The organism is Erythrobacter sp. JB1-4 (assembly GCF_057365025.1).
This window is the reverse complement of sequence record NZ_CP200292.1, coordinates 3,511,469-3,536,331: the sequence shown is the minus strand read 5'-3', so window position 1 is coordinate 3,536,331 and position 24,863 is coordinate 3,511,469. Positions and strand designations below refer to the sequence as shown.

General features: G+C 57.3%; 25 protein-coding genes, 1 tRNA gene and 1 pseudogene. 18 read left to right on the top strand and 9 right to left on the bottom strand.

Going from position 1 to position 24,863, the window contains the following annotated elements; translation table 11 throughout:
* From AC0V61_RS16625 to aroA, 6 genes and pseudogenes are all read right to left on the bottom strand, one after another.
* The coding region (locus AC0V61_RS16625) for an MBL fold metallo-hydrolase (RefSeq protein ID WP_486159403.1) at window positions 1-390 on the bottom strand (390 nt) is incomplete at its 3' end.
* A 194-nt stretch (window positions 391-584) separates the two neighbouring features.
* Window positions 585-2,213 (bottom strand): annotated as a pseudogene (locus tag AC0V61_RS16620) (30S ribosomal protein S1); the annotation flags it as partial.
* A 432-nt stretch (window positions 2,214-2,645) separates the two neighbouring features.
* Entirely contained in the window at window positions 2,646-3,284 is a 639-nt protein-coding gene (gene cmk / locus AC0V61_RS16615; RefSeq protein WP_486159401.1) for a (d)CMP kinase, read from the bottom strand.
* Window positions 3,281-4,792: a hypothetical protein gene (locus AC0V61_RS16610; protein WP_486159399.1), complete on the bottom strand. Its 1,512-nt coding sequence runs from the start codon at window positions 4,790-4,792 to the stop codon at window positions 3,281-3,283. The genes cmk and AC0V61_RS16610 overlap by 4 nt, the downstream gene beginning before the upstream one ends.
* A gap of 24 nt (window positions 4,793-4,816) precedes the next feature.
* Entirely contained in the window at window positions 4,817-5,080 is a 264-nt protein-coding gene (locus tag AC0V61_RS16605) for a CBU_0592 family membrane protein (RefSeq protein ID WP_486159397.1), read from the bottom strand.
* On the bottom strand, window positions 5,077-6,393 hold the full coding sequence (gene aroA, locus AC0V61_RS16600; protein WP_486159395.1) for a 3-phosphoshikimate 1-carboxyvinyltransferase: 1,317 nt from the start codon (window positions 6,391-6,393) through the stop codon (window positions 5,077-5,079). Before aroA ends, AC0V61_RS16605 begins: the two co-directional genes overlap by 4 nt.
* Window positions 6,394-6,568: 175 nt before the next feature.
* Between aroA and AC0V61_RS16595 the strand changes: the two genes are divergently transcribed.
* From AC0V61_RS16595 to AC0V61_RS16540, 12 genes are all read left to right on the top strand, one after another.
* Window positions 6,569-6,913 carry a TIGR02300 family protein gene (locus AC0V61_RS16595; protein WP_486159393.1) on the top strand — a complete coding sequence of 115 codons (345 nt, stop codon included), beginning with the start codon at window positions 6,569-6,571 and terminating at the stop codon, window positions 6,911-6,913.
* 97 nt (window positions 6,914-7,010) lie between these two features.
* Window positions 7,011-7,086, top strand: a tRNA-Ala gene (locus tag AC0V61_RS16590).
* Between the two features lie 267 nt (window positions 7,087-7,353).
* Window positions 7,354-8,835, top strand: a complete 1,482-nt coding sequence (ffh, locus tag AC0V61_RS16585; protein ID WP_486159391.1) for a signal recognition particle protein — start codon at window positions 7,354-7,356, stop codon at window positions 8,833-8,835.
* A 49-nt stretch (window positions 8,836-8,884) separates the two neighbouring features.
* Window positions 8,885-9,364 carry a 30S ribosomal protein S16 gene (gene rpsP, locus AC0V61_RS16580; RefSeq protein ID WP_486159389.1) on the top strand — a complete coding sequence of 160 codons (480 nt, stop codon included), beginning with the start codon at window positions 8,885-8,887 and terminating at the stop codon, window positions 9,362-9,364.
* A gap of 99 nt (window positions 9,365-9,463) precedes the next feature.
* Window positions 9,464-9,970 (top strand): ribosome maturation factor RimM, encoded by a 507-nt coding sequence (rimM, locus tag AC0V61_RS16575; RefSeq protein ID WP_486159387.1) that lies wholly within the window; start codon window positions 9,464-9,466, stop codon window positions 9,968-9,970.
* A gap of 4 nt (window positions 9,971-9,974) precedes the next feature.
* Window positions 9,975-10,544 carry a glycine-rich domain-containing protein gene (locus tag AC0V61_RS16570; RefSeq protein WP_486159385.1) on the top strand — a complete coding sequence of 190 codons (570 nt, stop codon included), beginning with the start codon at window positions 9,975-9,977 and terminating at the stop codon, window positions 10,542-10,544.
* The gene (locus tag AC0V61_RS16565; RefSeq protein ID WP_486159383.1) at window positions 10,544-11,374 is read left to right on the top strand and encodes a TIGR04222 domain-containing membrane protein; all 831 of its coding nucleotides are present in this window, start codon (window positions 10,544-10,546) and stop codon (window positions 11,372-11,374) included. The genes AC0V61_RS16570 and AC0V61_RS16565 overlap by 1 nt, the downstream gene beginning before the upstream one ends.
* A 22-nt stretch (window positions 11,375-11,396) precedes the next feature.
* Window positions 11,397-12,356 carry a carbon-nitrogen hydrolase family protein gene (locus AC0V61_RS16560; RefSeq protein WP_486159381.1) on the top strand — a complete coding sequence of 320 codons (960 nt, stop codon included), beginning with the start codon at window positions 11,397-11,399 and terminating at the stop codon, window positions 12,354-12,356.
* A complete protein-coding gene (locus tag AC0V61_RS16555) occupies window positions 12,338-12,679 on the top strand; it encodes a hypothetical protein (protein WP_486159379.1) in 342 nt (113 codons plus the stop codon). The genes AC0V61_RS16560 and AC0V61_RS16555 overlap by 19 nt, the downstream gene beginning before the upstream one ends.
* Window positions 12,679-13,419 carry a tRNA (guanosine(37)-N1)-methyltransferase TrmD gene (gene trmD, locus AC0V61_RS16550; RefSeq protein ID WP_486159377.1) on the top strand — a complete coding sequence of 247 codons (741 nt, stop codon included), beginning with the start codon at window positions 12,679-12,681 and terminating at the stop codon, window positions 13,417-13,419. The genes AC0V61_RS16555 and trmD overlap by 1 nt, the downstream gene beginning before the upstream one ends.
* Window positions 13,416-13,784 (top strand): 50S ribosomal protein L19, encoded by a 369-nt coding sequence (gene rplS / locus AC0V61_RS16545; RefSeq protein ID WP_486159375.1) that lies wholly within the window; start codon window positions 13,416-13,418, stop codon window positions 13,782-13,784. Before trmD ends, rplS begins: the two co-directional genes overlap by 4 nt.
* Before the next feature lie 216 nt (window positions 13,785-14,000).
* Complete coding sequence (locus AC0V61_RS16540; RefSeq protein ID WP_486159373.1) at window positions 14,001-16,166, top strand: S9 family peptidase; 2,166 nt, start codon at window positions 14,001-14,003, stop codon at window positions 16,164-16,166.
* A 128-nt stretch (window positions 16,167-16,294) separates the two neighbouring features.
* Here AC0V61_RS16540 and AC0V61_RS16535 read toward each other — a convergent pair whose 3' ends face one another.
* Window positions 16,295-17,161, bottom strand: coding sequence for an alpha/beta fold hydrolase (locus AC0V61_RS16535; protein ID WP_486159371.1), 867 nt, complete (start codon window positions 17,159-17,161; stop codon window positions 16,295-16,297).
* Window positions 17,162-17,201: 40 nt separating this feature from the next.
* On the opposite strand from AC0V61_RS16535, the gene AC0V61_RS16530 reads away from it, so the two are divergent.
* The 6 genes from AC0V61_RS16530 to AC0V61_RS16505 are packed head-to-tail and all read left to right on the top strand — an operon-like array spanning window position 17,202 to window position 21,415.
* Window positions 17,202-18,227 (top strand): aspartate-semialdehyde dehydrogenase, encoded by a 1,026-nt coding sequence (locus tag AC0V61_RS16530; protein WP_486159369.1) that lies wholly within the window; start codon window positions 17,202-17,204, stop codon window positions 18,225-18,227.
* A 5-nt stretch (window positions 18,228-18,232) separates the two neighbouring features.
* Window positions 18,233-18,844 (top strand): DUF2238 domain-containing protein, encoded by a 612-nt coding sequence (locus AC0V61_RS16525; protein WP_486159367.1) that lies wholly within the window; start codon window positions 18,233-18,235, stop codon window positions 18,842-18,844.
* 2 nt (window positions 18,845-18,846) lie between these two features.
* Window positions 18,847-19,428, top strand: coding sequence for an aspartate-semialdehyde dehydrogenase (locus AC0V61_RS16520; protein WP_486159365.1), 582 nt, complete (start codon window positions 18,847-18,849; stop codon window positions 19,426-19,428).
* A gap of 37 nt (window positions 19,429-19,465) precedes the next feature.
* Window positions 19,466-20,128 (top strand): DsbA family protein, encoded by a 663-nt coding sequence (locus AC0V61_RS16515; RefSeq protein ID WP_486159363.1) that lies wholly within the window; start codon window positions 19,466-19,468, stop codon window positions 20,126-20,128.
* Complete coding sequence (locus AC0V61_RS16510) at window positions 20,125-20,871, top strand: alpha/beta fold hydrolase (RefSeq protein WP_486159361.1); 747 nt, start codon at window positions 20,125-20,127, stop codon at window positions 20,869-20,871. The genes AC0V61_RS16515 and AC0V61_RS16510 overlap by 4 nt, the downstream gene beginning before the upstream one ends.
* Window positions 20,872-20,896: 25 nt before the next feature.
* Window positions 20,897-21,415, top strand: coding sequence for a hypothetical protein (locus AC0V61_RS16505; RefSeq protein ID WP_486159359.1), 519 nt, complete (start codon window positions 20,897-20,899; stop codon window positions 21,413-21,415).
* Here the strand turns inward: AC0V61_RS16505 and AC0V61_RS16500 are convergent.
* Both AC0V61_RS16500 and AC0V61_RS16495 read right to left on the bottom strand, forming a co-directional pair.
* Window positions 21,412-22,701, bottom strand: coding sequence for a methyl-accepting chemotaxis protein (locus AC0V61_RS16500; RefSeq protein ID WP_486159357.1), 1,290 nt, complete (start codon window positions 22,699-22,701; stop codon window positions 21,412-21,414). The two genes, AC0V61_RS16505 and AC0V61_RS16500, sit on opposite strands and share 4 nt — an antisense overlap.
* A 618-nt stretch (window positions 22,702-23,319) precedes the next feature.
* Window positions 23,320-24,756 (bottom strand): AMP nucleosidase, encoded by a 1,437-nt coding sequence (locus tag AC0V61_RS16495; protein WP_486159355.1) that lies wholly within the window; start codon window positions 24,754-24,756, stop codon window positions 23,320-23,322.
* Window positions 24,757-24,863: the final 107 nt, after the last annotated feature.

Genomic DNA, 24,863 nt, shown 5'->3' with positions numbered 1-24,863 from the left:
ACCAACAAACGCGATACCGCTGTCTGGTAGGTGGAAAGCAATATGGCCATTGGTGTGACCAGACACATCAATCACATGCGCGGTATGCTTGCCCAAAGTGACCGTATCGCCATGCGCTGCCACTTGATCGATCTTCGACAGCTTCTCCACCTCTTGCGGTGCGATGATTTTGGCTCCCGTTGCCTCCACAATCTCGCCATTCCCGCCAGCATGGTCAGGGTGCCAGTGGGTGTTCCAAATGTGAGTGATGGTCCAACCCTTAGCCTTCGCCTGATCGAGATATTCCGCTGCATCTGGTGTGTCGATAGCCGCTGTTTCGCCGCTCTCGCTATCGTGCAGCAGGAAGCCGTAATTGTCGGACAGGCAGGGGAATTGGTGGACTTCAAGCATGTGATTGGGATCCTTCTCTTTAGGACCACATCTAGCGGGGCTTCCCTCAATAGAAAAGGCCCGCCTGCACCATGTGCAAGCGGGCCTTCTTGATTTGCCAATTGGCTAAAAGGCTTAGTCTTCTTTGCCCTTGAGCGCTTCGCCAAGGATATCGCCGAGTGATGCACCTGAATCGGATGAACCGAACTGTTGCACTGCTTCTTTCTCTTCGGCGATTTGACGCGCCTTGATTGAGAAGTTTGGCTTTTTGCTGCGGTCGAAACCGGTGACCATTGCGTCGATCTTGCTGCCAACTTGGAAGCGGTCTGGACGCTGCTCGTCGCGGTCACGGCCAAGGTCGCTGCGCTTGATGAAGCCGGTTGCGCCATCGTCGCCAACTTGAACCTCGAGGCCGCCATCGCGAACTTCGAGTACGTTGACAGTGACAGTTTGACCCTTGCGAAGCGAACCAGCAGCGGCTGCGCCTGCTTCGGTAGGTGCACCTTTTCAAGTTGCTTCATGCCAAGGCTGATGCGCTCTTTCTCAACGTCAACGTCGAGAACAACGGCTTTGACTTCTTCGCCCTTGCGGTGAAGTGCCAGAGCGTCTTCGCCCGAGATGCCCCACGCGATGTCGGACATGTGAACCATGCCGTCCACATCGCCGTCGAGGCCGATGAACAGACCGAATTCGGTCGCGTTCTTGACTTCGCCGGTGACTTCCGCGCCCACTGGGAACTTCTCTGCGAAGTCTTCCCATGGGTTGCCTTGAGCCTGCTTGAGGCCAAGCGAAATACGACGCTTCTCGCTGTCGACTTCGAGGACCATCACATCGACTTCCTGAGACGTGCTGACGATCTTGCCTGGGTGTACGTTCTTCTTGGTCCAGCTCATTTCAGAGACGTGGACAAGACCCTCGATACCCGCCTCGAGCTCAACAAAAGCACCATACTCGGTGATGTTGGTGACGTGGCCGGTGAGTTTGGCGCCAATTGGATACTTCGCTGCAACGCCGTCCCATGGATCGCTTTCGAGCTGCTTCATGCCGAGGCTGATGCGCTGTGTATCGGAGTTGATACGCACGATCTGCACCTTCACAGTGTCGCCAATGGCGATCACTTCGCTCGGGTGGTTGACGCGCTTGTAGCTCATGTCGGTGACGTGGAGGAGGCCGTCAATGCCGCCGAGGTCAACAAACGCACCGTAATCGGTGATGTTCTTAACCACGCCCTCGATGACCTGACCTTCGGCCAGATCGCTGATGAGCTCGCTGCGCTGTTCGGCGCGGGTCTCTTCGAGCACGGCACGGCGCGATACAACGATGTTGCCACGGCGGCGGTCCATCTTGAGGATTTGGAACGGCTGAGCCATCTGCATCAGCGGCTCGACGTCGCGCACGGGGCGGATGTCGACTTGTGAACCGGGAAGGAAAGCAACGGCACCGTCGAGGTCGACCGTGAAGCCACCTTTGACGCGGCCAAAGATGCGGCCTTCGACGCGCTTGCCCTCGCCAAACTCGTTCTCGAGCTTGTCCCAAGCAGCTTCGCGGCGTGCGCGGTCGCGGCTGAGCATGGCTTCGCCGTCTGCGTTTTCGACGCGGTCGACGTACACTTCGACTTCGCCGCCGACTTCGAGGCCGTGTGGCTCATCGCCGCGGCTGAATTCTTTAAGGTTCACGCGGCCTTCTGACTTGAGACCTACGTCGATAACGGCGTGACCTGCTTCGATGGCAGTGATCGTGCCCATGACGACGCGGCCTTCAAAGCCCTGGTCGCCGGCGCCGCCGAGTTGTTCGTTAAGGAGCGCTTCGAAATCGTCGCGCGTTGGGTTAGGTGAGGTTGCCATAAAGCGTGGCTAATCCTTGGTTTTGTTTGCTACCGGCCACCGGTTTCGAGTGTTAGCTCTTCCGGGGTCTTAATCTGCCTCCCACACACCATTGTGAGGGCTAGCAGGGCAAGAGGCCGTACGTCTCCACCAGGCCGAATGCCTAGGTGGAGGTTCTCTTCACCGTTATCGATGTGTTGAACGGGCGCGCGCCTAGACCGAAAGGGCGGTGATTGCAAGCGATTTGCGTTGGTGGGGGTGCCTGCGGTGAGACATTGAACCGGGGCGTTTTGCAAAGTTTGGTCAAGGCGATTTTGATGCGGAAACAGGCGGGTAGGCGTCATTTGCGCGTTTGAAGTGTCAACTTCCGTTTTCTGCTGGTCTTTCAAGGCGGGTGAGTGGCATTTCATCATGCCCTTGGTTTTGCCCCAGTGTGCCTCGAGTAGGAAAGATCTAGCGGCCTTTAAGGGCCTCTTCGACGGCCTCTAAAACCAGCTCAAACGCCTGTTCGCGGTCGAAGGTAGTGGTGTCGATGACCAGCGCGTCAGGCGCGGCCTTCAAAGGCGCGTCCTTTCGGTTTATGTCGCGGGCATCACGGGCGACCACGTCCTTCTCGATCTCCGAGAGCGGAATTTCCTCTTCGTGGTCGAGCTTCTTCTCCACCATCTCGAGCCACCTGCGGCGCGCGCGCGATTGGACGCTGGCCGTGATAAAGAGTTTGATGTCAGCATCAGGCGCGATGACCGTGCCAATGTCCCGACCGTCAAGCACCGCACCGCCTGGTTGTTCAGCAAAAGCGCGCTGCCGTTTAAATAGGGCCTCGCGCACTTCAGGGTGGATCGAGACGCGGCTTGCGTTACTGCCTGAGGCTTCGGTGCGCAGGATGTCGTCTTCCAGCAGTTCGCCGGGAAAGTCACACGCGGCGAGTGCATCAGCAGAATTGTCCGGATCGCCACCATTGATCACAACCTGACGCCCAACTGCACGGTAAAGGAGGCCGGTATCGAGGCAAGGCACGCCGAAGTGGGCGGCAAGCCGCTTGGCAATGGTGCCTTTGCCAGAGGCGGTGGGGCCATCGACTGCGATAATCATTGCGGCGATCTAGCAGCTGTTGCAATGGTGTCCAGCGCATCCAGATTGACTTTGAAATAGGTCTCAAGCCGGCGGTCGATGTCAAAACTGCATTCAGTCATCGAGACCCCGTCCAATTGCTTTTCCCCTTCGAGACTGCGGCAAAATTTCGCGGTGTCCAAGTACGCCTTGGCTATTTGCGAAAAACGTGCAGGGCTTTCGTCGGCTTGTACAAGTTGGCGCGCTTGACCGAGAGTTTCAAAAGCCCGTGCAATCTTCTTGTCCGCTTCCCGGATCTCGCCTTTTCCTATAGCCTTTTTTGAACCCGAGATCTGACACTTAGCTTTTGCCAAAAGAAGTTCGAGCCTCTTATCACGGTGATTTTCTGTGTGAAGCTGATGGCTGTACTGCATAGGTTGGCCTTCATCATCGCCCTTGCGTTCGAGATGCCTCAACCAGATTTGAACTTCGCTGAAATTGTCGACATTGCAGTATGGATCAGCACTTCGCAGCTGGCGCGACAAGTCCAAGATCACATCCTCGTATAGAATTTGAACTGCAAAGTCGGCAAAGTTGCTCTCCGCATCATATGCCTTCTTGAGTTCGTCGTATCGTGTGGCGCTGATATTGCCGGTATCTGGGCGCTGCCATGCCAGATCTGAAAATTCTGAGATCGCCTTTCTATACGGTCCAATGGCGTCTTGCCTCAGCGCATCAAAATCCGCATCTTCGCCGTGAATGCGATATCGTAGGCTGGCCCTTTTGTAGGGATTAATGCGCGTTGTTGATCGCCCATTAAAGCTGTCCCAATTGCGAGGCGCAGTTATGCCTGCCTCGAGAAGCTCGTCAAAGTGCTCATTAAAAAGTGCGTTGCGCGCTTCTACCGCACGTAAATAGGGCGCCGCCTCAACCGAAAAGCGAGTTGTCTGATAAAAGCTCGCCGCTTTTTGGTGCAGCTCTAAAAGGTAGTCATATCTTTCGCTTGCGCTGATTAAGGCCTTAAGCTCAGCGATCCTTGATATGAGTGTATATGGCCTTTGACTTTTTGTTTTTTGTGCCACTTCGCCCTTGTTTATGGGCTGCGTGTTGAGCAACGACCTCCACGCTTTTTCAAGCTGGACGGGGTAATCTTCTACCGAAATTGTCCTTTGGACTGGGCGCTGCCGATAAAATGCAAGCGCCGCTGCTGTCGTTTCCGGCGTTCCAAAGGCAAGATGCCAATCGAGTAGACCTCCAAAATAAATCCCTGGCCCGCAATCTCCCCCGCGTGCGGCATCGGCAAAGGATTGCGGAACCGGCTGAGTTTGGATGTTTGCGGTTTCTTCGGGGGAGGGAACCCAGATTCTAAGTGTCAATATGCAGATTGTGTGAGAACCCGCGTCATTGTTCACAACATCTTGAGCCAACGCTTTTGCGGGTATGAAGGCCATCAAAGCCGCGACTAGTAAAGTGCAAAAGCGGTTCATCTCGAGAGTGTGATGGTTGGGGGTTAAGACTTTCCTGCGATGAACACTCTTCAGTATTGGCATAGGAAACCAGCCACCTATTGATTGTCACTTGGCGCTTTTTTGCCTCATCCGCAGCGCCTTCACCAGCCCAAAGATCGCAATCGCTGCCCAAAACCCTTCGAGCACGAGGCTGGGCCAATTGGTGTGGACGATGAGGCTGATTGTGAGCAGTGCAGCGCCGGTAAGGTTGGTGCCGTGGAGGATGTAAGGGTTGGGCTTATCCACCCATGTCAGATAGGCGTAGGCCCCGATGATGCAGGCAGTGCCGACGAAGCCTATGAGGGAATAAATATCGAGCGTAGTGGTCATTGTGCTGATCGCTCCAGCAATTCCACAAAGGTTGGAAAGCTAGTGGCAATCGGTGCGGTGTCATCGACTTCAACCCCGTCTTTGCTGGCAAGGCCCGCCACGGCCATGCTCATCGCAATGCGGTGGTCCAAATGTGTAGCGATTGGCGCGTTGGAAGTGCCCTTTAGTGGCTCCCCGGCGGTCCCTTGGATGGTGAGACCGTCTTCTTGCTCTTCTACGTCGGCTCCAGCTGCGGTGAGTGCCGCCGCCATAACGGCGATGCGGTCGCTTTCCTTGACACGCAGCTCTTCAAGGCCGGTGCAGACCGTTGTGCCTTGCGCAAAGGCCGCTGCGACAAAGAGCACGGGGAACTCATCCACCATGCTGGGCACGATCTCGGGGTCTACCTCGATGCCGGTTAAAGGAGCATAACGCACGCGAAGGTCTGCCACGGGCTCGCCGCCAACGTCGCGCCGGTCCAATTCTTCAATGTCCGCGCCCATTTGCCCCAGAACCGTTACAATGCCAGCGCGCGTTGGGTTCAGGCCCACATTTTCGATCACAAGGTCGCTGCCCGGGACAATGCTTGCAGCCACGAGGAAGAAAGCAGCGGAGGAGGGGTCTCCGGGGACTTCCACGTTCATCGGCTTGAGATCTGCTTCGCCGTGGATCGCAATCAGGCGCTCTCCATCTTCCTCACCCACTTCGAGTTTCGCGCCAAAGCCTGTCAGCATACGCTCGGTGTGGTCGCGGGTCGCCACTGGCTCGATCACGCGGGTGATGCCGGGGGTGTTGAGTCCTGCCAGAAGCACCGCGCTCTTCACCTGAGCGCTCGCCACGGGCAGGCGGTAGGTGATGGGCACCGCGGGAAACGCTCCGTGCAGCATCAGGGGGAGGGTGCCTCCACTCGATGCTTCAAACGATGCCCCCATTTGCGAAAGCGGCGTGATTACCCGGTTCATCGGGCGTCCTGAAAGGCTCGCGTCACCTATGAAGGTGGCTTTCAGCTGGTGACTGGCCAAAAGCCCCATCATCAACCGCGTCGACGTCCCCGAATTGCCCATATCGAGCGCTTGCCGTGGCTCGACCAGGCTTCCAAGGCCAACCCCGTGGGCGATCCAAGTTCCATCATCAAGGCGCTCAATCTGCGCGCCCAATTGCCGCATAGCCGCAGCGGTCGCCAGCACGTCCTCGCCTTCGAGCAGACCGGTGATGCGAGATTCGCCCACGGCAAGGCCTGCAAACATAAGCGATCTATGGCTGATCGACTTATCGCCAGGGACCCGCAGGCGGCCTTTCAAAGGGGCAGAAGAGGTGAAAATGTGGCTTGGCATAGGGGCGGGTCTTTGACAGCGCGTTGGCGCTATGGCAAGGCGCGCCCCGATCAAATCAACGCTGGAATTCGAATGCACTTGATCGGCCTCTTGATTCCTGCGCAGACTGAACCCAACTGACCTTTTCAATTTGCTCCCTGCCTTATTGTGCAGGACCAGATAAGGACCTGACCCAATGCCCAAACCCGAATGGGGAACCAAGCGCACTTGCCCGGAAACTGGCGAACGCTTTTATGATCTTGGCAATGACAACCCTGTGACCAGCCCAAATGGCCACCAGTGGTATCCAGAGCCAGTTCTCAAATCCAAGCAACCTATTCCAATCGACGATCCTGAAAAGGCGAAGAAGGGCGAGGCTGACACTGACCTTGCTGCCGATGATGAGGATGATGAACTCAAAGACATCGAGAACATCGATGACGCTGAAGCATCAGCTGACCAGGACGTAGACCTTGGTGGTGACGATGACCTTGGCGTGACCGCTGCTAAAGACGACGACGGCGACGGCGACGATAGCTGATTTTACTCTTGCGTTTCGCGGGGGGCAGTCCTAATGGGGCGCTCCCTTGCGGAAGTGAGGGATGGCCTCGGAAACGAGGTCGACAACACGATGATACGGGGCCTTAGCTCAGCTGGGAGAGCGCAACACTGGCAGTGTTGAGGTCAGCGGTTCGATCCCGCTAGGCTCCACCATCGTACCGCCTTTCGGCCCTGGACGGGCTGCAAATGGCCGGGTTTCGTGCTTCCGGTGCTCACGACCTTTACGGTCGCTCCGCTCCGGTTCTCACCCCCGACCATTTTCGCTTCCGCCCAGAACCGAAAATCGGCACGATGGACTGAAGGATTACAAAAGCCGGTTATCTGTCGAGGATTTCCGCACGCTGGCCGACGAGGTTTCGTCCGCCGGCGTTTTTCGCGTTTATCAGGCGGCATCGTGTTGCTTGAGAGGAGTAGTTGAAGATGTTTGACAATTTGTCCGATCGCTTAGGCGGCGTCTTTGACAAGCTCAAAGGTCGCGGCGCGCTTAAAGAACAAGACGTGCGCGATGCAATGCGCGAAGTGCGTGTTGCCTTGCTTGAAGCTGACGTGGCGCTTCCGGTTGCGCGCCGCTTCATCGACGCCGTCACTGAGAAGGCCGTGGGCTCCGAAGTCCTCAAATCGGTCACTCCGGGCCAGCAAGTCGTCAAGATCGTCCATGATGAGCTTGTCGCCATGCTCACGGGTGAGGGCGATGAAGTAGGCGCTGGCGAAGAGCTGAACTTCAACGCTGCGCCTCCGGTCGTCATCATGATGGTCGGCCTGCAAGGATCTGGTAAAACCACCACAACCGCGAAACTTGGCAAGCTGATCCGCGAGCGCCACGGCAAGAAGGCCATGATGGCCTCATTGGACGTCAACCGTCCAGCGGCACAAGAACAGCTGAAGGTTCTCGGCGAGCAGGTCGATGTTGCGACACTGCCGATAGTCGAAGGTCAGCAGCCGGTCGACATTGCCCGGCGCGCGATGGGAGCCGCAAAGCTTCAGAACTTCGACGTTCTCCTGCTCGATACCGCAGGCCGCTTGCACGTTGACGAAGCGCTGATGGCCGAGATGAAGGCGGTGAGCCAAGTCTCAGCGCCGACTGAAGTGCTGCTCGTGGTCGACAGCCTCACTGGCCAAGACGCGGTGAACGTTGCGCAAAGCTTCTCCGGCGAAGTCCCGCTTACCGGCGTGGTGCTCACCCGGATGGACGGCGACGCGCGCGGCGGTGCAGCGCTTTCCATGCGCGCTGTCACAGGCAAGCCGATCAAATTTGCAGGCACCGGCGAGAAACTCGACGCGATCGAGACCTTCCGCCCAGCCTCCGTCGCCGACCGCATTCTTGGCATGGGCGATGTGGTCAGCCTTGTCGAAAAGGCGGCAGCGACTATCAAAGAGGAAGAAGCCGCTCAGCTTGCTGAGAACTTTGAGAAGGGCAAGTTCGACCTCAACGACCTGCGTATGCAGTTGAAGCAAATGCAGAATATGGGTGGTCTCGGCATGCTCGCTGGCATGATGCCGGGCATGAAGAAGGCCAAGCAAGCTCTGGCGGCGTCCAATATGGACGACAAGGTGCTGGTCCATATGGACGCGATCATTGGCTCAATGACGCCGAAAGAGCGTGCTTCGCCCGGCCTTATGAACGCGAAACGCAAAAAGCGTGTGGCCGCTGGCTCTGGTACCGATGTGCAGACCGTGAACAAGCTTCTGAAAATGCATCAGGAAATGTCCAAGGCGATGAAGCAATTGAAGAAAATGGGCGGCCTCAAGAGCCTAGCTGCCATGTTTGGTGGCGGAGGCGGCGGAATGCCTCCTGGAATGGGCGGCCCCGGTGGTCTCCCTCCCGGCATGGGTGGTCCCGGTGGCGGTATGGGAGGCCTTCCTCCCGGTCTCCCCGGCCTTGGCGGTCCGAAAAAGAAATAGTTCACGAATTTAATAAATACAGACAGTTACACTTGAAAGGTAATCTCTAATGGCAGTTGCAATCCGTCTTTCGCGCGGTGGCGCTAAAAAGCGTCCTTACTACCGCATCGTCGTCTCTGACTCGCGTAGCCCACGCGACGGTAAATACCTTGAGCAAATCGGCACCTACAACCCGCTGCTCGCCAAGGACAATCCTGAGCGCGTAAAGCTCAACGAAGACCGTGCGCGTCATTGGCTTTCCGTCGGCGCGAAGCCTTCGGACCGTGTGCACCGCTTCCTCGACAAAGCTGGCATCCTTGAGCGTGAAGCCCGCAACAACCCCAACAAAGGCAAACCCGGCGAGAAAGCCGTCGAGCGCGCTGAAGAGAAAGCTGAGAAGCTGAAAGAGGCCGAAGAAGCAGCGAAAGCAGCTGAAGAAGCCGTGACCGACGCACCGGTTGAAGAAGCGCCCGCTGAGGAAGCTGCAGCTGAGGCCGCCGCTGAGGCTGCACCTGCCGAGGAATCGACCGAAGAAAAGTCGGAAGACTAAGCTTCCCATGATGAACACCGTTCGTGCTGGGCTTGTCGAAGCACAGGCGAGCCATCGCGCGCGCCCTTCGACGGGCTCAGGGCGAACGGAGTTCGTTCAATGAGCTCAGACGAACCCATTGTCCTTGCCGCCGTCACCGGCGCGCATGGTGTGGCTGGCGAGGTGCGGCTAAAACTGCTGGGCGAGGGGCTTGATGCTCTCAAAGCCCATGAGAGCTTCAATTCAGGCGAGCTTACCCTCAAAAAGATCCGATCCGACAACAAAGGCGGGGCGATTGCGCGGTTTGCCGAAGTACAAGGACGCAATGCGGCTGAGAAACTTCGAGGCACCACGCTCAGCGTCCCGCGCGAAGAACTGCCCGATCTCGCCGAGGACGAATACTACCACGCCGACCTTATCGGCCTTGCTGTGCACACCGACACTGGCCGCATGATCGGCACGGTCGCAGCCGTCCAAAACTACGGCGCGACCGACATCATCGAAATCACCCTCGATCCGCCTCCTGAGAAGGGGATGAAGACCATCATGGTCCCCATGACCAAGCAGGCCGTGATCGAATGGGACAGCGAAAAACTTGTCATCGGCGAGCATTTCGCCGACCAATAGGCATATGGCCGACCTAGGATCAGCGACCAACACCGAGCTTTGGGATCGCCTCGAGGCCTACGAAATAGGCATTGAGGGTGCAGACTTCTCCTTTGCCGCTCGCCTTGCCCGTGAAAACCGCTGGTCACTTGCCTTCGCGCAGCGGATCATCAACGAATACAAACGCTTTTGCTATCTCGCCTGCACCGCCGGACACGAAGTCACACCTTCCGATGCGGTGGATCAAGTCTGGCACCTCCACCTCACCTTCAGCCGCGACTATTGGGGCGAGTTCTGCCCGCAAGTGCTAGGCATGGACCTCCACCACGGCCCCACCGCTGGCGGACAGGTTGAGCGCGCCCGCTACTATGACCAATATGCCCAGACTTTCCGCTCTTACGAGGAGGCTTTCGGTGAGCCGCCGCCCGCCGATATCTGGCCCTCGGCAGGTCGCCGCTTTGGCGTTGATCCCAAAGGCCTTCGCGTTAACCCAAATGATGTTATCATCCTTGATAAAAGGGTCGCTTTGTTCGGCGCGTTTGGGTGGATCGCGCTCGGTGTGGCGATCGCGGTTGTGATGGGAGCAATATTCTGATGGAAATCTTCGGTTCTTATTCGGGCGGCGACTTTCTCGTCTTTTACTGCGTCATGCTCGCAACCAGTATCGTTGCTGGCCTCTGGATCCCGGCCAATCTGCGGCCCCAAGGCAGGCGCGGATCGGTCGACGGCATAGAAGAGACCGCCGTGCTCTCGGGCGGAACCACTCAGCATGCGAACGCGCTTCTCACCGACTTGTTCACCAAGGGCGGGCTAGAAGACGCTGGCAAAGGCCGTTTGCGCGTCGCCAACGCGGGCGTAGAAACCACCCCTGCAAGCAGCGCTATCCTGCGCGAGGTCGGTGCGCTCAAAATCGGTCACGTCAAAAAGACGCTCAAGGATCATGCACAGCAAATTGAGGCTGACCTAATCCAGCGCGGCCTTCTGATGGATCAGGGCGAGCGCCTAAAGCTGCGCTTTCTCTCCGTGCTTCCCTACATTGCCTTGCTCGTGATCGGTTTCTACCGCCAACAAGCGGGCGCTGCATTGGGTGAGCCGACGGGGTTTTTGACCGTGCTATTGGTCATTACCTTGATTTGCGGCCTGATCCGCTTTGCAACCGGCACTAAACGCACCATGGCAGGCCAAGAGGCGCTCAAAGCGATGGAGGAAGATGCAAGTCGTCTCAGGCGCGCACCCCAGGCAAGTGAGGCTGGCTTTGCGGTGGCGCTCTTCGGAACAGGCGTTCTGGTCGGCACACCGTGGGAGCCCGTGCACGCCGCGCGCCAAACAGGCAGCGGCGGAGGCGAAGGTGGCGGTTTCGGTGGTGACGGCGGCGATGGTGGCAGCGGCTGCGGCGGCGGAGGCTGCGGCGGTTGCGGGGGCTGAGCTCTCGGCTTAAGGGGCTGGCATGACTAACTTAAGCGTCGCGATTTGCCAGGCTGCTCCCACTCCGCTGGATTTCAATGGCGGGATTGAGAAGGCGATCCGTTTGTCGCGCGAAGCGATTGAGGCGGGCGCGCAGTTTGTGGCCTTTGGCGAGACGTTTCTGGGTGGCTATCCGCTGTGGCTGGATGAGGCTCCGGGGGCGGCGCTTTGGGATCATCCGGGAACGCGTGCGTGTCACAACATCATGTTGGATCAGGCCATCGTTCCAGGCGACGAAAGGCTCTTGCCGCTTCAGGAGCTGTGCGATGAGAGCGGGGCTTGCATCTCTCTCGGAGCGCATGAGCGGCTGCGCTCTAGCCTTTACAACAACCAATTGCTCTTCCGCCCCGGCCTGCCGCCATTGGACCACCGCAAGCTGGTGCCAACGCATGGCGAGCGGCTCATCTGGATGCGCGGGGATGGCTCGACTTTGGGCGTGCATGAGGCGGAGTGGGGCAATGTGGGCAACCTCATCTGCTGGGAGCACTGGATGCCGCTTGCGCGCGCCGCAATGCACAATCTGGGCGAGGCGGTGCATGTCGCCGCTTGGCCCACGGTGCGCGAGGAATATGCGATTGCCTCGCGGCACTATGCGATGGAGGGGCGGTGCTTTGTCCTTGCCGCAGGGCTGGTGCAGCATCGCGATGATCTGTTCGATGGGTTGGAGCGTGTGGGCGGTTCGGCGGAGGCGCGGGAGCTGTTCGAGGCGATTGAGGGCGAGGCGCTCAATCGCGGTGGCTCGATGATTATTGCGCCCGATGCGCGGGTTTTGGCTGAGGCCGGTGAAGGTGAAGAGATTTTGTACGCGCAGCTCGACCTGGCAGAGCGCGGAAAGGGGCTAACCAGCCTTGATACCGACGGGCATTACTCGCGGCCTGATGTGTTTGAGCTCAATGTGGATACGCGGGCGAAGGATGGGGTGAATTGGACTTCGGATTCATAGTCTTTGGTGGTCTGGTGATGACTGCTTTCTTGTTTGTTTTCAGCCTGATTGCGTCGATCTTCGTCACAGCAATAGCAGGAATGGCCTTTCCAAAATTTCCGCAACGTCAGATAGCTTTGGCCATCTCAGGATTGTTTCCTCTCATGGCACTGCTTGGCGTATCGACCGCGATCCTTCATGAGGTCTTCGATGGAACCGCATCAGAGTATGCGACCAACTTAGCTACATTTGCCTTTGGCGCATTTCTCTCGCTCGTTATCGTATGGCCGCTGGCTTTTCGCATCACGTGCAAAATCTACTCTATTGATCTGAGCAAGGACTAATGACCTTCGCCGCCACCATCCTCTCACTCTACCCGGAGATGTTTCCCGGTCCCCTTGGTGCTAGCCTTGCGGGCAAGGCGCTGGAGCGCGGTGATTGGTCGCTTGCCACCCTCAACCCGCGCGAGTTTGCCATCGATAAACATCGCAAGGTTGATGATACGCCCGCAGGGGGCGGGGCAGGCATGGTGCTTAAGGCCGATGTGATGGCGCGCGCACTCGATAGCGTCAGCAATGACGCTCCCGTCCTCGCCATGACCCCGCGCGGCAAACCCATCACGCAAACCCGCATTCGCGAGCTCGCATCAGGGCCCGGCGTCACCATCCTGTGCGGCCGGTTTGAAGGCTTTGACGAGCGCTTGTTCGAGGCTCGCCCCCAAATCGAGGAGGTGTGCCTTGCCGACATCGTCCTCTCCGGGGGCGAAACAGCCGCGATCACCATACTTGATGCTTGCATTCGGCTGCTTCCCGGCGTAATGGGCGCGGCTTCTAGTGGGACTGAAGAGTCGTTTGAGGACGGCTTGCTTGAGTATCCCCACTATACCCGACCTCAGACATGGGAAGGGCGCACGATCCCGCAAGTGCTGCGATCGGGGGATCATGCGAAGATTGCGGCTTGGCGCGAGGCTAAGGCGCAAGAAATCACTCGGTTACGCAGGCCGGACTTATGGGATCGCTATCGTGGCGATCCGGTCCTGTCTGCCTCTGGCGCGCGGCGAAAGAAAAAGGAAACGGACCAGTGAACCTGATCCAGCAAATCGAAGCTGAAGAAATCAGCAAGGTTGAAAAAGACATTCCATCATTTCGCGCAGGCGACACCGTTCGTGTCGGCGTGAAGGTGAAAGAGGGCCAACGGGAGCGTATTCAGAACTTTGAAGGCGTGGTCATCGCGCGTTCGAACCGCGGGATGGGTTCCAACTTCACCGTGCGCAAAATGAGCTTTGGCGAAGGTGTGGAGCGTGTGTTCCCACTCTATGCGCCGATCGTTGACAGCATCACTGTTGTGCGCCGCGGCGTCGTGCGCCGTGCGAAGCTCTACTATCTGCGTGGCCGCACCGGTAAGCGTGCGCGTATCGCAGAACGTCGTGAGAACGCTCCTAAGAAGTAAGAGCGAACCTACAAGGATTTTGAGAGGGCGGTCCATTGCGGGCCGCCCTTTTTCGTTTGCGGGTCTTGCCTTTGCGCGTGTGCATTGCAAGGAACGCCTTAAGCAAGCCAAGCGTTGAGCAAACGCTACAATAACTAAGGTATAACACCCGATGCGCTTTTTTTAGCCGCTGCTTCCGCCGCACTTCTTTCCACAACAGCCCTGGCCGATGACCACATGACCGATATTCCTGAAACTGGCCCAGAGCTCACTTTTGAGCGCGTTTTTGCATCACCGTCTTTGAATGGCTCTTCTCCGCGCGGTGTTAAGTTCTCACCTGATGGTCGATATTTGACGCTGTTGCGCAACCGCGACGAAGATGCCTCACGCTACGACCTGTGGGGCTTTGACCTCAAAACGAGCGAATGGCGCATGCTGGTCGATTCAGAGGCGATCGGGACAGGCCGCGAGCTTTCCGAAGACGAAAAGATGCAACGTGAGCGCCTCAGGGTTGGGAGTCTTAAGGGCATCATCACCTATCAATGGGCAAGCGATGCGTCTGGCGTATTGGTGCCGATCGATGGCGATCTCTATTTTGCGAAGCTTGATGGTGATGTGCAGCGCCTGACCGACACAGAGGAAAGCGAACTTAATCCTAAACTCTCACCCACCGCAGGCTACGTTTCCTTCATCCGCGACCGGCAGTTGTGGGTCGGGGAAGTCGGCGAGGACGCGGCGCCTATCACTCCCAAAGAGAATGACACCATCCGCTGGGGCGAGGCGGAGTTTGTCGCGCAAGAAGAGATGAGCCGGCTTACCGGCTATTGGTGGAAGGGCGATGACACACGCCTTGCCGTTCAGCGCACCGATGAAAGCCCGGTTGGGATTGTGACGCGCGCAGCGATTGGTGCAACGGGCACGCAAGTTTTCGACCAACGCTATCCGGTAGCGGGCTCCGACAATGCGATTGTCGAGCTTTACGTGATGGACCCCGATGGCGGAAACCGCGTGAAGGTCGACCTTGGCGAGAACACGGATATCTACATCGCGCGGGTCGATTGGGGGCCGGACGGGATGCTCTACGTCCAGCGCCAAAACCGCGAGCAAACCGTGCTCGATATGCTCAAAGTCGATCCAGCGACGGGCGAGAGCGAGGTCTGGTTCACGGAAAAAGCCGCACGCGAAGACTATTGGATTAACCTTTCCGACAACTATCGCTTCCTCTCGGATGGCAGCTTGCTGTGGTGGTCTGAGCGCGATGGCTTTGGCAATTTCTACCGCTTCAACGGCACCGATTGGACGCAGCTTACGAGCCTCAAAGAGCCGGTCACGAAGCTCGTTGGGATCAATCAGGATAAAGACCAACTTTTCTTCACCGCCGTTGAGGGCGTGCTGACAGAGCAAGTCTATTCTGCAAGCCTCTCGGAAGCCTCAGAGCCCAAGCGCCTGACCGACACCGACTACACCAACACTGCGAGCATGGACCCAACCGGGAGCCTAATGCTGGTAAGCCGCTCAGCCCCCGATCAGCCGACGCAGAGCTATCTTGCAGGCGATCTTGGCCAGCGTCTTGCATGGGTCGAAGAAAACGCGCTTGGTGAAGACCACCCTTACACGCCGTTCCTGCTTGGACATACGATGCCGGAATACGGCACAATCCCGGCAGAGGATGGGACCGAGCTTCATTACATGATGCTCAAACCGGATATGGAGCCGGGCAAGACATACCCCGTGTTCTATTATCACTATTCCGGGCCCGGCCCGCAAATCGTCGACAAGGGCTGGGGCGGGGCGCTCGCGCAGGCTGTGGTCGACAAGGGCTATATCTATTTCGCGCTCGACAACCGCGGCACCGCCAATCGCGGGGTCGACTTCGAACAACCGATCTACCGCGCGATGGGCGGGGTTGAGGTGGTTGATCAGAAGACCGGCGCGCAGTTCCTGAAAACGCTGGACTTTGTCGACCCGCAAAAGATCGCGCTCTATGGCTGGTCCTATGGCGGATACATGACGCTAAAACAGCTTCAGGCCGATCCGGGGCTTTATGCAGCGGGCATTTCCGGTGCGCCAGTGACCAAGTGGGAGCTATACGACACCCATTACACCGAACGCTTTATGGGCGACCCGCGCGAGGTGCCTGAGGCGTATGAAAAGGCCAGTGCCATCCCCGATGCGACCAAGATCAGCGACCCGCTGCTCCTCATCCACGGCATGGCCGATGACAATGTTGTGTTTGAAAACTCCTCAGAACTGATCAGCGTCATGCAAGAGAACAATGTGCCCTTCGAGATGATGCTCTATCCCGGATACACGCACCGCGTGTCGGGCGAGCAGATCAGTCCGCATATGTGGAATTCAATCTTCCGCTTCCTTGAGGCGCATGGGGTGACGCCGCCGGAGTGATCAGGGACCGCTTGCGCGGGTTCGTCCTTCGGAGTCGAAGAGGGCGCGTAGTGCCACCGGCTCAGGACGAACGGTTCGTTGAATGCTTCCGTTCGTGCTGAGCTTGTCGAAGTACGACTGTTGGGTACTTAGTCAGCCAACCACTCCAACGCCTTAGCCGCCACCTCATCAGGCGCCTCAACTTGCGGGTAGTGACCAATCGTTGGCAGCAAATGATGCAGCGCCCCCGGCACCACCTCGCGCCATTTGTCATAGGCGTGCTTGCCAGACACGGGGTCGAGCGCGCCGTTGATCAGACCGATTTTGTCCTCTGCCCCGCGCAAAGCCGCCTCCCAGCGCTCCTTATGCGTGCGCCGATCCGCAATGTAGTGCAGCAGCTTGTGCATGATGCGGTTGCCGGAATTGTGAGCGATAAACTCCCAAAATTGGTCAAGTTCCTCGGGCGAAGGCTTTGTGTCCGGGCCGAAGACTTGGGAGAAGCTTTGCCCAAACCTCTCACGGTTCATCAAAAGGCCAAGCAAGAAACCAAAGGGCGACACGCCGATTTTCTGCATGGTCACAGGGCGGTGCTGATCGGGGAAGATGCCTCCGTTGAGGAAGACCATTTTGCCTAGCCCCGCCGCGCCCGATCCGTCCTGTTGGCGAGCGAGCATTTCCTGGCCGACTGATACCCCGTAATCGTGCACCAGCGCGTCAAATTCGCCAATGCTAAGATGCGCCAACAATGCCTCTTGGATGTCCGCTTGTTTGTGGATCGAATAGCCGGAGCGCGGCTTACCCGAGAGCCCAAATCCCAGCATATCACAGGCGATCAGCTGATGATCTCTGCCAAGCTGCTCCCAAACGCTCGACCAATCCCATGCGCAGGTCGGATAGCCATGCACGAGCAATAACGGCCGTGCAGACGTATTCCCACCGGTCCAATAGGCAATCTGGTGCCCCTGAAAGTCGAAATATTTGGCCTTTTGCCGCCAAAGCTGTGTATCGGCTGCCATGAAAACTCACTTTTAAGATTGAACTGAAGGAATACCATCAATGGGCTACCGTGTAGCAGTCGTCGGCGCGACCGGAAATGTGGGCCGCGAAGTCATGCAGATCATGGCCGAACGCGAGTTTCCAGCGGATGAAGTGGCCGCTGTCGCAAGCTCGCGCAGCCACGGCACCGAGGTTGAATATGGCGACACGGGCAAGATGCTCAAATGCCGCAACATTGAACACTTCGATTGGGCTGGCTGGGATATTGCCCTGTTTGCCGCAGGCTCTGGCCCGGCGAAGGAATATGCGCCCAAAGCGGCGGCCGCTGGCTGCGTGGTGATCGACAACAGCTCGCTCTACCGGATGGACCCGGACGTGCCGCTGATCGTGCCAGAGGTGAACCCGGATGCGATTGACGGCTATTCCAAGCGCAACATCATCGCGAACCCCAATTGCTCGACCGCGCAGCTTGTAGTGGCTTTGAAGCCATTGCACGATGCAGCGACAATCAAGCGCGTTGTCGTCTCGACCTATCAGTCGGTCTCAGGCGCTGGCAAAGCGGGTATGGATGAGCTGTTCGAACAGTCCCGCGCAATCTTCGTTGGTGATCCGGTCGAGCCTGCGAAGTTCACCAAGCAAATCGCGTTTAACGTTATTCCTCACATCGACGTCTTCCTCGACGATGGTTTCACCAAAGAAGAGTGGAAGATGACGGTCGAGACCAAGAAGGTCCTCGACCCTAAGATCAAACTCACCGCAACATGTGTGCGTGTTCCGGTATTTGTCGGGCACGCGGAAGCTGTGAACATCGAGTTTGAGAAAGAGATCTCCGCCGAGCAGGCGCAAGAGATTCTGCGCGAGGCCCCCGGCATCATGCTGATCGATAAGCGCGAGGATGAAGGCTACGTCACCCCGGTTGAGGCTGCGGGCGACAGCGCCACTTACATCAGCCGCGTGCGCGAAGATGCAACGGTTGAGAATGGCCTCGCGCTCTGGTGTGTCTCGGACAACCTGCGAAAAGGGGCGGCCTTGAACGCGGTGCAGATCGCAGAACTTCTCGGGCGGCGTCACCTGAAAAAAGGCTGACCCTTATGCTCCCTCTCGCCCGCGCTCAATTGTGGATGCTCGCGCTGGTTGCGATCGGTATCCCGCTGAGCGCATGGGGAGCGCTTTACCCGGCCAACACTTGGCTACAAGTCGGCCCTGTCGCGCTGATGTTTCCCGCCGCTTACCTTGCATTGCGCCGCTGGCCCGTGAGTAACGCTTCGGCGGCTTGTATGGCTGCCTTTGTCATCTTGCACCTGTTCGCCGCGCGATGGTCCTACAGTTTCGTACCCTATGACGATTGGACGGGCGGGGCGGTCAGCGCGGCCTTTGGGTGGGAGCGCAATCACTTTGACCGCCTTGTGCACTTCCTCTTCGGCGTCCTAACCATGCCGCCCATGGTTGAGGTGGGTGTGCGTTATTGGGGTATGACAAAGCGGCTTGCTTGGGTCTTTGCCGTGACCTTTGTCTTCGCTTTTGGAGGCATCTACGAGATATTTGAGTGGACACTCACCTTGGCACTCGCACCCGAAGCGGCAGGTGCCTATAACGGAGAGCAAGGCGATATGTTCGATGCACAAAAGGATATGGCGCTTGCCGGTTTGGGGGCGCTTTTGATGGTTCCGGTGGTTCGCAAAGCAGCTTGGTGGAAAGAATGATGATGAAAAGACCTCTTCAGACAGTCTTCGGAAAGGTGGCCTTTGGCCTCACAGGCGCGCTTCTCCTCGTATCATGCGACAGTGGGCAAGTGCCCTCGCCAGCGGACCGAATGGCGGGCGATGTGCCGGTCGATATCGCTAATGAGGGCCTTGTCGCGCTTCATGGTGAAGGGCTGGTCGCAGGCGCTGAGAGCTTCTTCTTCGCTGCCGGCCGCAACGAAGTCGAAGGCGCGTTGGCTGAGGTGTTGGGCGAGCCTGTTGTCCGCAACGATATCGAGGAATGCGGCGCAGGGCCTATGGCGATGACAACTTACCCGGGCGAGTTCACCGTCAATTTCCAAGAAGGCTCGCTCGTGGGCTGGAACATCGGGACTGCGCCCGAAGGGGAGGCTGACAAAATCCAGCTCGATGGCGATGTGAGTATTGGCATGTCAGCCGAAGACCTCGCTAATGTCACAGGGTACGCACCGATTGAGGGCAGCACCTTGGGTGAGGAATTTGCGCTTAGCGATACCATGGGCGGTTTTGTTGATTCCGGTGCGGTAACGATGCTTTATGCAGGGACGCAGTGCTTCTTTAGATGAGGCTGTCATTTCTGGTGAAGCGCGTTAAGCTGCCAAAATGACAAAGGACAAAACGCTTCAGGCGGACCTCTATTTCAGCTTCCGTTCGCCTTATTCCTATCTGGCGATTGGCCGGTATCGGGACATGGTGCGCGAGTATGATCTCGACATCACGCTTCGCACGGTATTGCCCATTGCGGTGCGCGATCCTGATATTCTGTTCACAGGCAATCCCGCGGCGCCTCAGTATATCCTCTTAGACTGCATCAGGGCCGCGCAGTTCCTTGATATCCCTTTAAGCTGGCCACGCCCTGATCCGATTGTGCAGGACTTTGCAACCCGCAAGATTGCCGAAGAGCAACCCTATATTTTCCGCATTTGCCGCTTGGGACAGGCCGCAACACGCCGAGGCAAGGGGCTTCAGTTCGCTGCCGAAGTTGCACCAATCATTTGGGATGGCTCGATCGAAAACTGGCACGAGGGCGATCATTTGGCTGGCGCTGCGACGCGGGCGGGGCTCGATTTTGCAGAGCTTGAAGCAGAGGCGGCGTCCGATGCAGAAGCGCTGGATGCAGAGATCGCGGGCAACACCGACGCATTGCACGCGGCGGGCCATTGGGGCGTCCCCACATTGGTGGTCGATGGTGAGCCTTTTTTTGGACAAGACCGCGTCGATATGGCCAAATGGCGGCTTGAGCAAAAAGGCCTCGCCCAAAGGTGAGCAAGCACAATTTTGCAAGTTTTGATGGCGCTCAACTGACGGTCACAGTGATGGGTGAGGGGCGTCCATTGGTGCTCGTTCACGGGCTGTTCTCAAGCGCTGAGATGAATTGGATCAAGTTCGGCCATGCTGCAAAGCTGGCAGATGCCGGGTTTCGATGCATCATGCCCGACCTTCGCGCGCACGCAAATAGTGCAAAGTCGCATCATGCTGGAGACTACCCGGTGGGTGTCCTCACAAAGGACCTTGCAGCGCTGGTCGAGCATTTTGAGCTTAGCGACTATGATCTGGCCGGTTTCTCCCTCGGCGCGCGCACTTCGGCAAAGGGTGTGATTGACGGTCTAGCCCCGCGCCGCCTTGCACTATGCGGGATGGGGCTACAGGGGCTTTCGGGTTGGAAGAACCGTTCCGCCTTTTTCATTGATGCCATTGATCGTTTCGATGAGATCAAGCGCGAAGACCCGGCGTTTATGGCGAAAAGCTTCATAAAAACCATGGGCATAGACCGCGTAGCAGCGCGGTTGCTGCTCGGCGCTGTTGACGATGTGGTAACAGGCGACCTTGCCAAAATCACTATGCCCACAGCGCTCATCTGTGGCGATAAAGATCAAGACAATGGATCGGCTAAAGACTTAGCGCTTGCACTGCCGGATGGTTGTTACCGCGAAGTACCGGGGACGCATATGAGCAGCGTTGCAGACGCAGCCCTCGGCCAAGCTCTTGTCGATTTCTTCACCGGCTGACCGCGGTGTAACGAGGGGATAAGCAATGCAAGAAAAGGTGAGCGTCAAGCTGTGGCTGATTAGCCTTGTAATTTTCCTCGGAGTTATGGTTGCGACGGGTGCCGTGGAGCAGGGCGCGGGCACTTTTAGCATTCTCGATCATCAGGCAGCAGGCACAGCGGCGCGGGTCAATGAAATACAGACCCAGTGGAAGGACGCCGGTGTGCGCGATCTCGCAATCATTGCGGTCCTGTGCGATCTTGGCTGGATTTGGATTTATGCGCTTGGGGGCTTCCTTGCAGGGCGCGAGTTTTCGACCAAGCGGGTGGGGTTTTTAAGGGGGCTGGGGTTCTTCATTGCCGCTGCCGCTGTGATTTTTGGTCTTACAGATTACACCGAGACCACTTTGCAGTTTATCCAACTCATCCAAGATGCGGGAAGGGATCAATTTGCCGGGATTGCAGCCCTTGCTCAGCCAATAAAAATCGCCGCGTTTTTTGCAGCCTTCTTGGGGATTGTCGCTGCGCTTGTGCTGGACCGATTTATAAAGCCTACACCCTCTTAAGCGGCGTTCAACTGCGCTCGGAATGCTTGAGCAGACTCGTCAAGCTGACGCACTTGTTCAGCAAGGCTTTGTGCCGCCTCGTCCAGCTCACCAGACAACTGCCGCGCCTCGCCGGCCCGCTGTGATAACGCTTTGCTGCTCTCCACCATTTGGCCCGTGTCGCTTGCAGCGTCGCGCGCAAAGTTTTCTATTGTATCGGCGGACTGACGGTGGGTTTCCACCTCGTTGCGGATTGATCTGGCGTTGGCATCAAGCTCATCGATTGCCGTTTCGATTTCATAAAAGCTGCGCTCCGCCTCGAGCGTGCCCGAGCGAACCCCGCCGAGAAATGCGTCGATCCTGATCGCGGCATCGCTTGCCTGGGTTGCGAGCTGTTTGACCTCATTGGCAACAATGCTGAAACCGCGTCCTGCAGGCCCAGCAGACGCCGCCTCAATCGCGGCATTGAGCGAGAGCAAATTTGTGCGCTCTGCGATCCTGACGATTGACCGCGTCGCTTCGCCGATGGTTTCAGACTGCGCGGTTAGCATCTGAATTGCATCGCCTCCACCACCAGAACGTTCGCTGGCTTCTTTGCTCAAATTGGATTGCTGACCAGCGTTGTCTGCCACTTCCGATATGGAGACCGATAGTTCCGCGACGCCTGCTGCAACGGTGTTGGCCGCTTTGCTCACAGCTTCAGCTGAGCTTACCATCTGTGAGGCTTCATTGCCGGCCTGTTCGGCGATAAGTTTGAGTTGATGTGCGCTGCGTTTGAGCAAACCGGCGGTGCTCGCAACGGCATGGGTGACGCGGCTGATCGAATCTTCAAAGCTGGCAGCAAAGTTTTTGTAGTCTGCTTGGCGTCTTTTCTGCGCGTCATCCATAATAGTCATGCTTGCGCTGCGTTCTTTTTCTATTTGTTCCAGCGCGATCTTGAGGTCTTCTGCTTTCCTTTCGAGTTCACTTGATTGCTCTACTGCGATCGTGTGTGAGGAATGAACATTCTCAATCAGGAGAAGCAGATTAGCCGTGATCCAACAGAGTATGATGGCGATCAATATGACCGCAGCGGCATGGATGCCCACCCGATAAACCGTGGTTTCTCCATAGAAAACCCAAGCAGAGGCGATATAACTCAGCAAGGCGTGATGTACGATGATAAAGCCGCTGGCGAGCAGGATCGGCCGCTTATCCAGAAGCGGGGTGAGTGAGGCGAGAGCAACAAAGAAGTACATGTGCATGTCACTCTGCCATTCCTCTCCCTGCATCGTGTAAACAAACAGACTGGGCTGAAATGCGGCCATCAAGCCGGCGATTAGCCGAGCTATCGTGTCTGTTTTTCGTGCAAGTGCACAATAGGTAAGGAAAATGTTTGCCAGGACACTCAAGCCTGCAGCGTACAATGCAGGCGCTCCCTGCATTCCGACCAAGGCAAGGAGTAGGATCGTGGCCAACCATCCGAAAATTGCGGCGAGCTGGAGTCCCTTTATGCGCAGATCGTCAACCTCTAGGTTCATTTTGACAACCGGGCGTCATCGGCGCCGCATAAAGGAACTGCGGCGCTGAGAAGCAAGATGTGATCATCTACAAGGGAACGAAAAAAATCATACTTTCTCGCACGCACCACAAGTGAGCCTTTAATCTTTCCTCGTGTTAGGATTTGCGTTCCAGACATTGTCGCCCGCGCGGCGAGGTTTTGTGCCCCATGGTTACTTAAAGGGATTAGCGTAACTGGTTGGCCAGGCCAGGGCGCGAAATTTAAAGTTAAGGTCGCACCGACTAGTAAGATAAGATGAGCCACGAAAAGGCTGTCTCCCATACGGTGAAGCCATTTTTCAGTGGCGTGTTTCATACTCCAAGCTATCGCCAAGATTGGTTAGGGTCTTGCGGATGTGTAACTGTGTAGTCTTCCGCACTGGACTTTACCTAAACGGCGGCTCATTGAACGCGCGCAGCTTGCGGGAGTGTAAACGGTCCCCTTCATCGCGCAGGTGCTTGCAGGCTTCCAATCCGATTTGAAGATGGGCAGCAATAGCCTCTTCGTAGAATTTGTTCGCCTGTCCTGGCAGTTTTATCTCTCCGTGGAGTGGTTTGTCCGAGACGCAGAGGAGCGTCCCGTAAGGCACACGGAAACGGTAACCTTGAGCGGCAATTGTAGCGCTTTCCATCTCCACCGCAATCGCGCGGCTTTGCGAGAAGCGGCGCGCTGAGCTGGCGTAGAGAAGCTCCCAATTGCGGTCATCGGTGGTGACGACTGTGCCTGTGCGCATGCGCTGTTTGATGTTCGCGCCTTGGACGCCTGAGACTGCTTCAGCGGCAGAGGCGAGGGCGAGTTGGACCTCTGCAATCGGTGGGATGGGCACTTCAGGCGGGAGCACACTGTCAAGTACATGGTCATCGCGAAGGTAGGCGTGAGCGAGCACAAAGTCGCCGATCTTCTGGCTGGAGCGTACCCCGCCGCAGTGGCCGATCATCATCCAGGCATGAGGGCGAAGGACGGCCAAGTGGTCGCAAATGGTCTTTGCGTTGGAGGGGCCAACGCCGATGTTGACAAGGGTGATACCTTTGCCGTCCTCACGGATGAGGTGATAGGCGGGCATTTGGTGCTTGCGCCAAGCGGTGTCATCGAGCTGGGCCTGCGCGTTGTCGGTGCTTTCCTCGATGTGGAGGCCGGCCGCACCTTTGAGTTCGATATAGCCATCCTCGCCGATCTGCTGCGCGCCCCAGTTCACAAACTCATCGACGTAACGGTGGTAATTGGTGAAGAGGATGAAGTCCTGAAAGTCCTCAACCTTGGTGCCGGTATAGTGGGCAAGGCGAGCGAGCGAGTAGTCTGTACGCAACCCATCAAAGATCGAGAGCGGCATGTCAGAGTTTTCGTCAAACTCGATGCCATCGGCCAACTCGTCCCCAATCAGCGACAGATCCGTCGAAGGAAAGTGCTGAGCAATATCTTGCGGGGCGATCCCCTGCATGGCGGCACCTGCCTCGCCGTCTAGCACGTAAGGGAAGGGGATTTCCTGACGCGAGCGGCTGACAGTCACGTCGACTTCATACTCGGCGGAGATAAGCTCCAATTGCTCTGTGAGGTAGTCTGCGAAAAGATCAGGTCGGGTGATGGTGGTCGTATAAGTCCCTTGCATTTCCAACCGACCAAAAGCGCGCGTGCGATCTTGGGGGTCTCCCACTCCTGAATAATGCAGTGTCAGCTGAGGATAGGCATAAGAGCCGTCATGGCGTTTGCGCTCAGGGGGTATTACCCCGCCTTTGCCATAGGCGATAACGTCTTCACGAAGCGTTTGGACGGCCTGGGTGTAGTGCTGCTGCAGTTGTTCAAGGATGGTGGGGATGGGTGTCATATATGCTTTTTCCTATTGTTATTGTCGTCATATTTAGGGGTCTTTGACCCCTTTTACAAAAAGGGCGCGAAAGTCGTGTGACTCTCGCGCCCTTTTGATTGGCTTTT

Excerpts from the sequence above, each read along its gene's own strand:
- cmk (WP_486159401.1), bottom strand. The coding sequence starts at position 3,284 with ATGATTATCGCAGTCGATGGCCCCACCGCCTCTGGCAAAGGCACCATT.
- AC0V61_RS16610 (WP_486159399.1), bottom strand. The coding sequence starts at position 4,792 with ATGCCAATACTGAAGAGTGTTCATCGCAGGAAAGTCTTAACCCCCAAC.
- AC0V61_RS16605 (WP_486159397.1), bottom strand. The coding sequence starts at position 5,080 with ATGACCACTACGCTCGATATTTATTCCCTCATAGGCTTCGTCGGCACT.
- aroA (WP_486159395.1), bottom strand. The coding sequence starts at position 6,393 with ATGCCAAGCCACATTTTCACCTCTTCTGCCCCTTTGAAAGGCCGCCTG.
- AC0V61_RS16595 (WP_486159393.1), top strand. The coding sequence starts at position 6,569 with ATGCCCAAACCCGAATGGGGAACCAAGCGCACTTGCCCGGAAACTGGC.
- ffh (WP_486159391.1), top strand. The coding sequence starts at position 7,354 with ATGTTTGACAATTTGTCCGATCGCTTAGGCGGCGTCTTTGACAAGCTC.
- rpsP (WP_486159389.1), top strand. The coding sequence starts at position 8,885 with ATGGCAGTTGCAATCCGTCTTTCGCGCGGTGGCGCTAAAAAGCGTCCT.
- rimM (WP_486159387.1), top strand. The coding sequence starts at position 9,464 with ATGAGCTCAGACGAACCCATTGTCCTTGCCGCCGTCACCGGCGCGCAT.
- AC0V61_RS16570 (WP_486159385.1), top strand. The coding sequence starts at position 9,975 with ATGGCCGACCTAGGATCAGCGACCAACACCGAGCTTTGGGATCGCCTC.
- AC0V61_RS16565 (WP_486159383.1), top strand. The coding sequence starts at position 10,544 with ATGGAAATCTTCGGTTCTTATTCGGGCGGCGACTTTCTCGTCTTTTAC.
- AC0V61_RS16560 (WP_486159381.1), top strand. The coding sequence starts at position 11,397 with ATGACTAACTTAAGCGTCGCGATTTGCCAGGCTGCTCCCACTCCGCTG.
- trmD (WP_486159377.1), top strand. The coding sequence starts at position 12,679 with ATGACCTTCGCCGCCACCATCCTCTCACTCTACCCGGAGATGTTTCCC.
- AC0V61_RS16540 (WP_486159373.1), top strand. The coding sequence starts at position 14,001 with ATGACCGATATTCCTGAAACTGGCCCAGAGCTCACTTTTGAGCGCGTT.
- AC0V61_RS16535 (WP_486159371.1), bottom strand. The coding sequence starts at position 17,161 with ATGGCAGCCGATACACAGCTTTGGCGGCAAAAGGCCAAATATTTCGAC.
- AC0V61_RS16530 (WP_486159369.1), top strand. The coding sequence starts at position 17,202 with ATGGGCTACCGTGTAGCAGTCGTCGGCGCGACCGGAAATGTGGGCCGC.
- AC0V61_RS16525 (WP_486159367.1), top strand. The coding sequence starts at position 18,233 with ATGCTCCCTCTCGCCCGCGCTCAATTGTGGATGCTCGCGCTGGTTGCG.
- AC0V61_RS16520 (WP_486159365.1), top strand. The coding sequence starts at position 18,847 with ATGAAAAGACCTCTTCAGACAGTCTTCGGAAAGGTGGCCTTTGGCCTC.
- AC0V61_RS16515 (WP_486159363.1), top strand. The coding sequence starts at position 19,466 with ATGACAAAGGACAAAACGCTTCAGGCGGACCTCTATTTCAGCTTCCGT.
- AC0V61_RS16505 (WP_486159359.1), top strand. The coding sequence starts at position 20,897 with ATGCAAGAAAAGGTGAGCGTCAAGCTGTGGCTGATTAGCCTTGTAATT.
- AC0V61_RS16500 (WP_486159357.1), bottom strand. The coding sequence starts at position 22,701 with ATGGCCGCATTTCAGCCCAGTCTGTTTGTTTACACGATGCAGGGAGAG.
- AC0V61_RS16495 (WP_486159355.1), bottom strand. The coding sequence starts at position 24,756 with ATGACACCCATCCCCACCATCCTTGAACAACTGCAGCAGCACTACACC.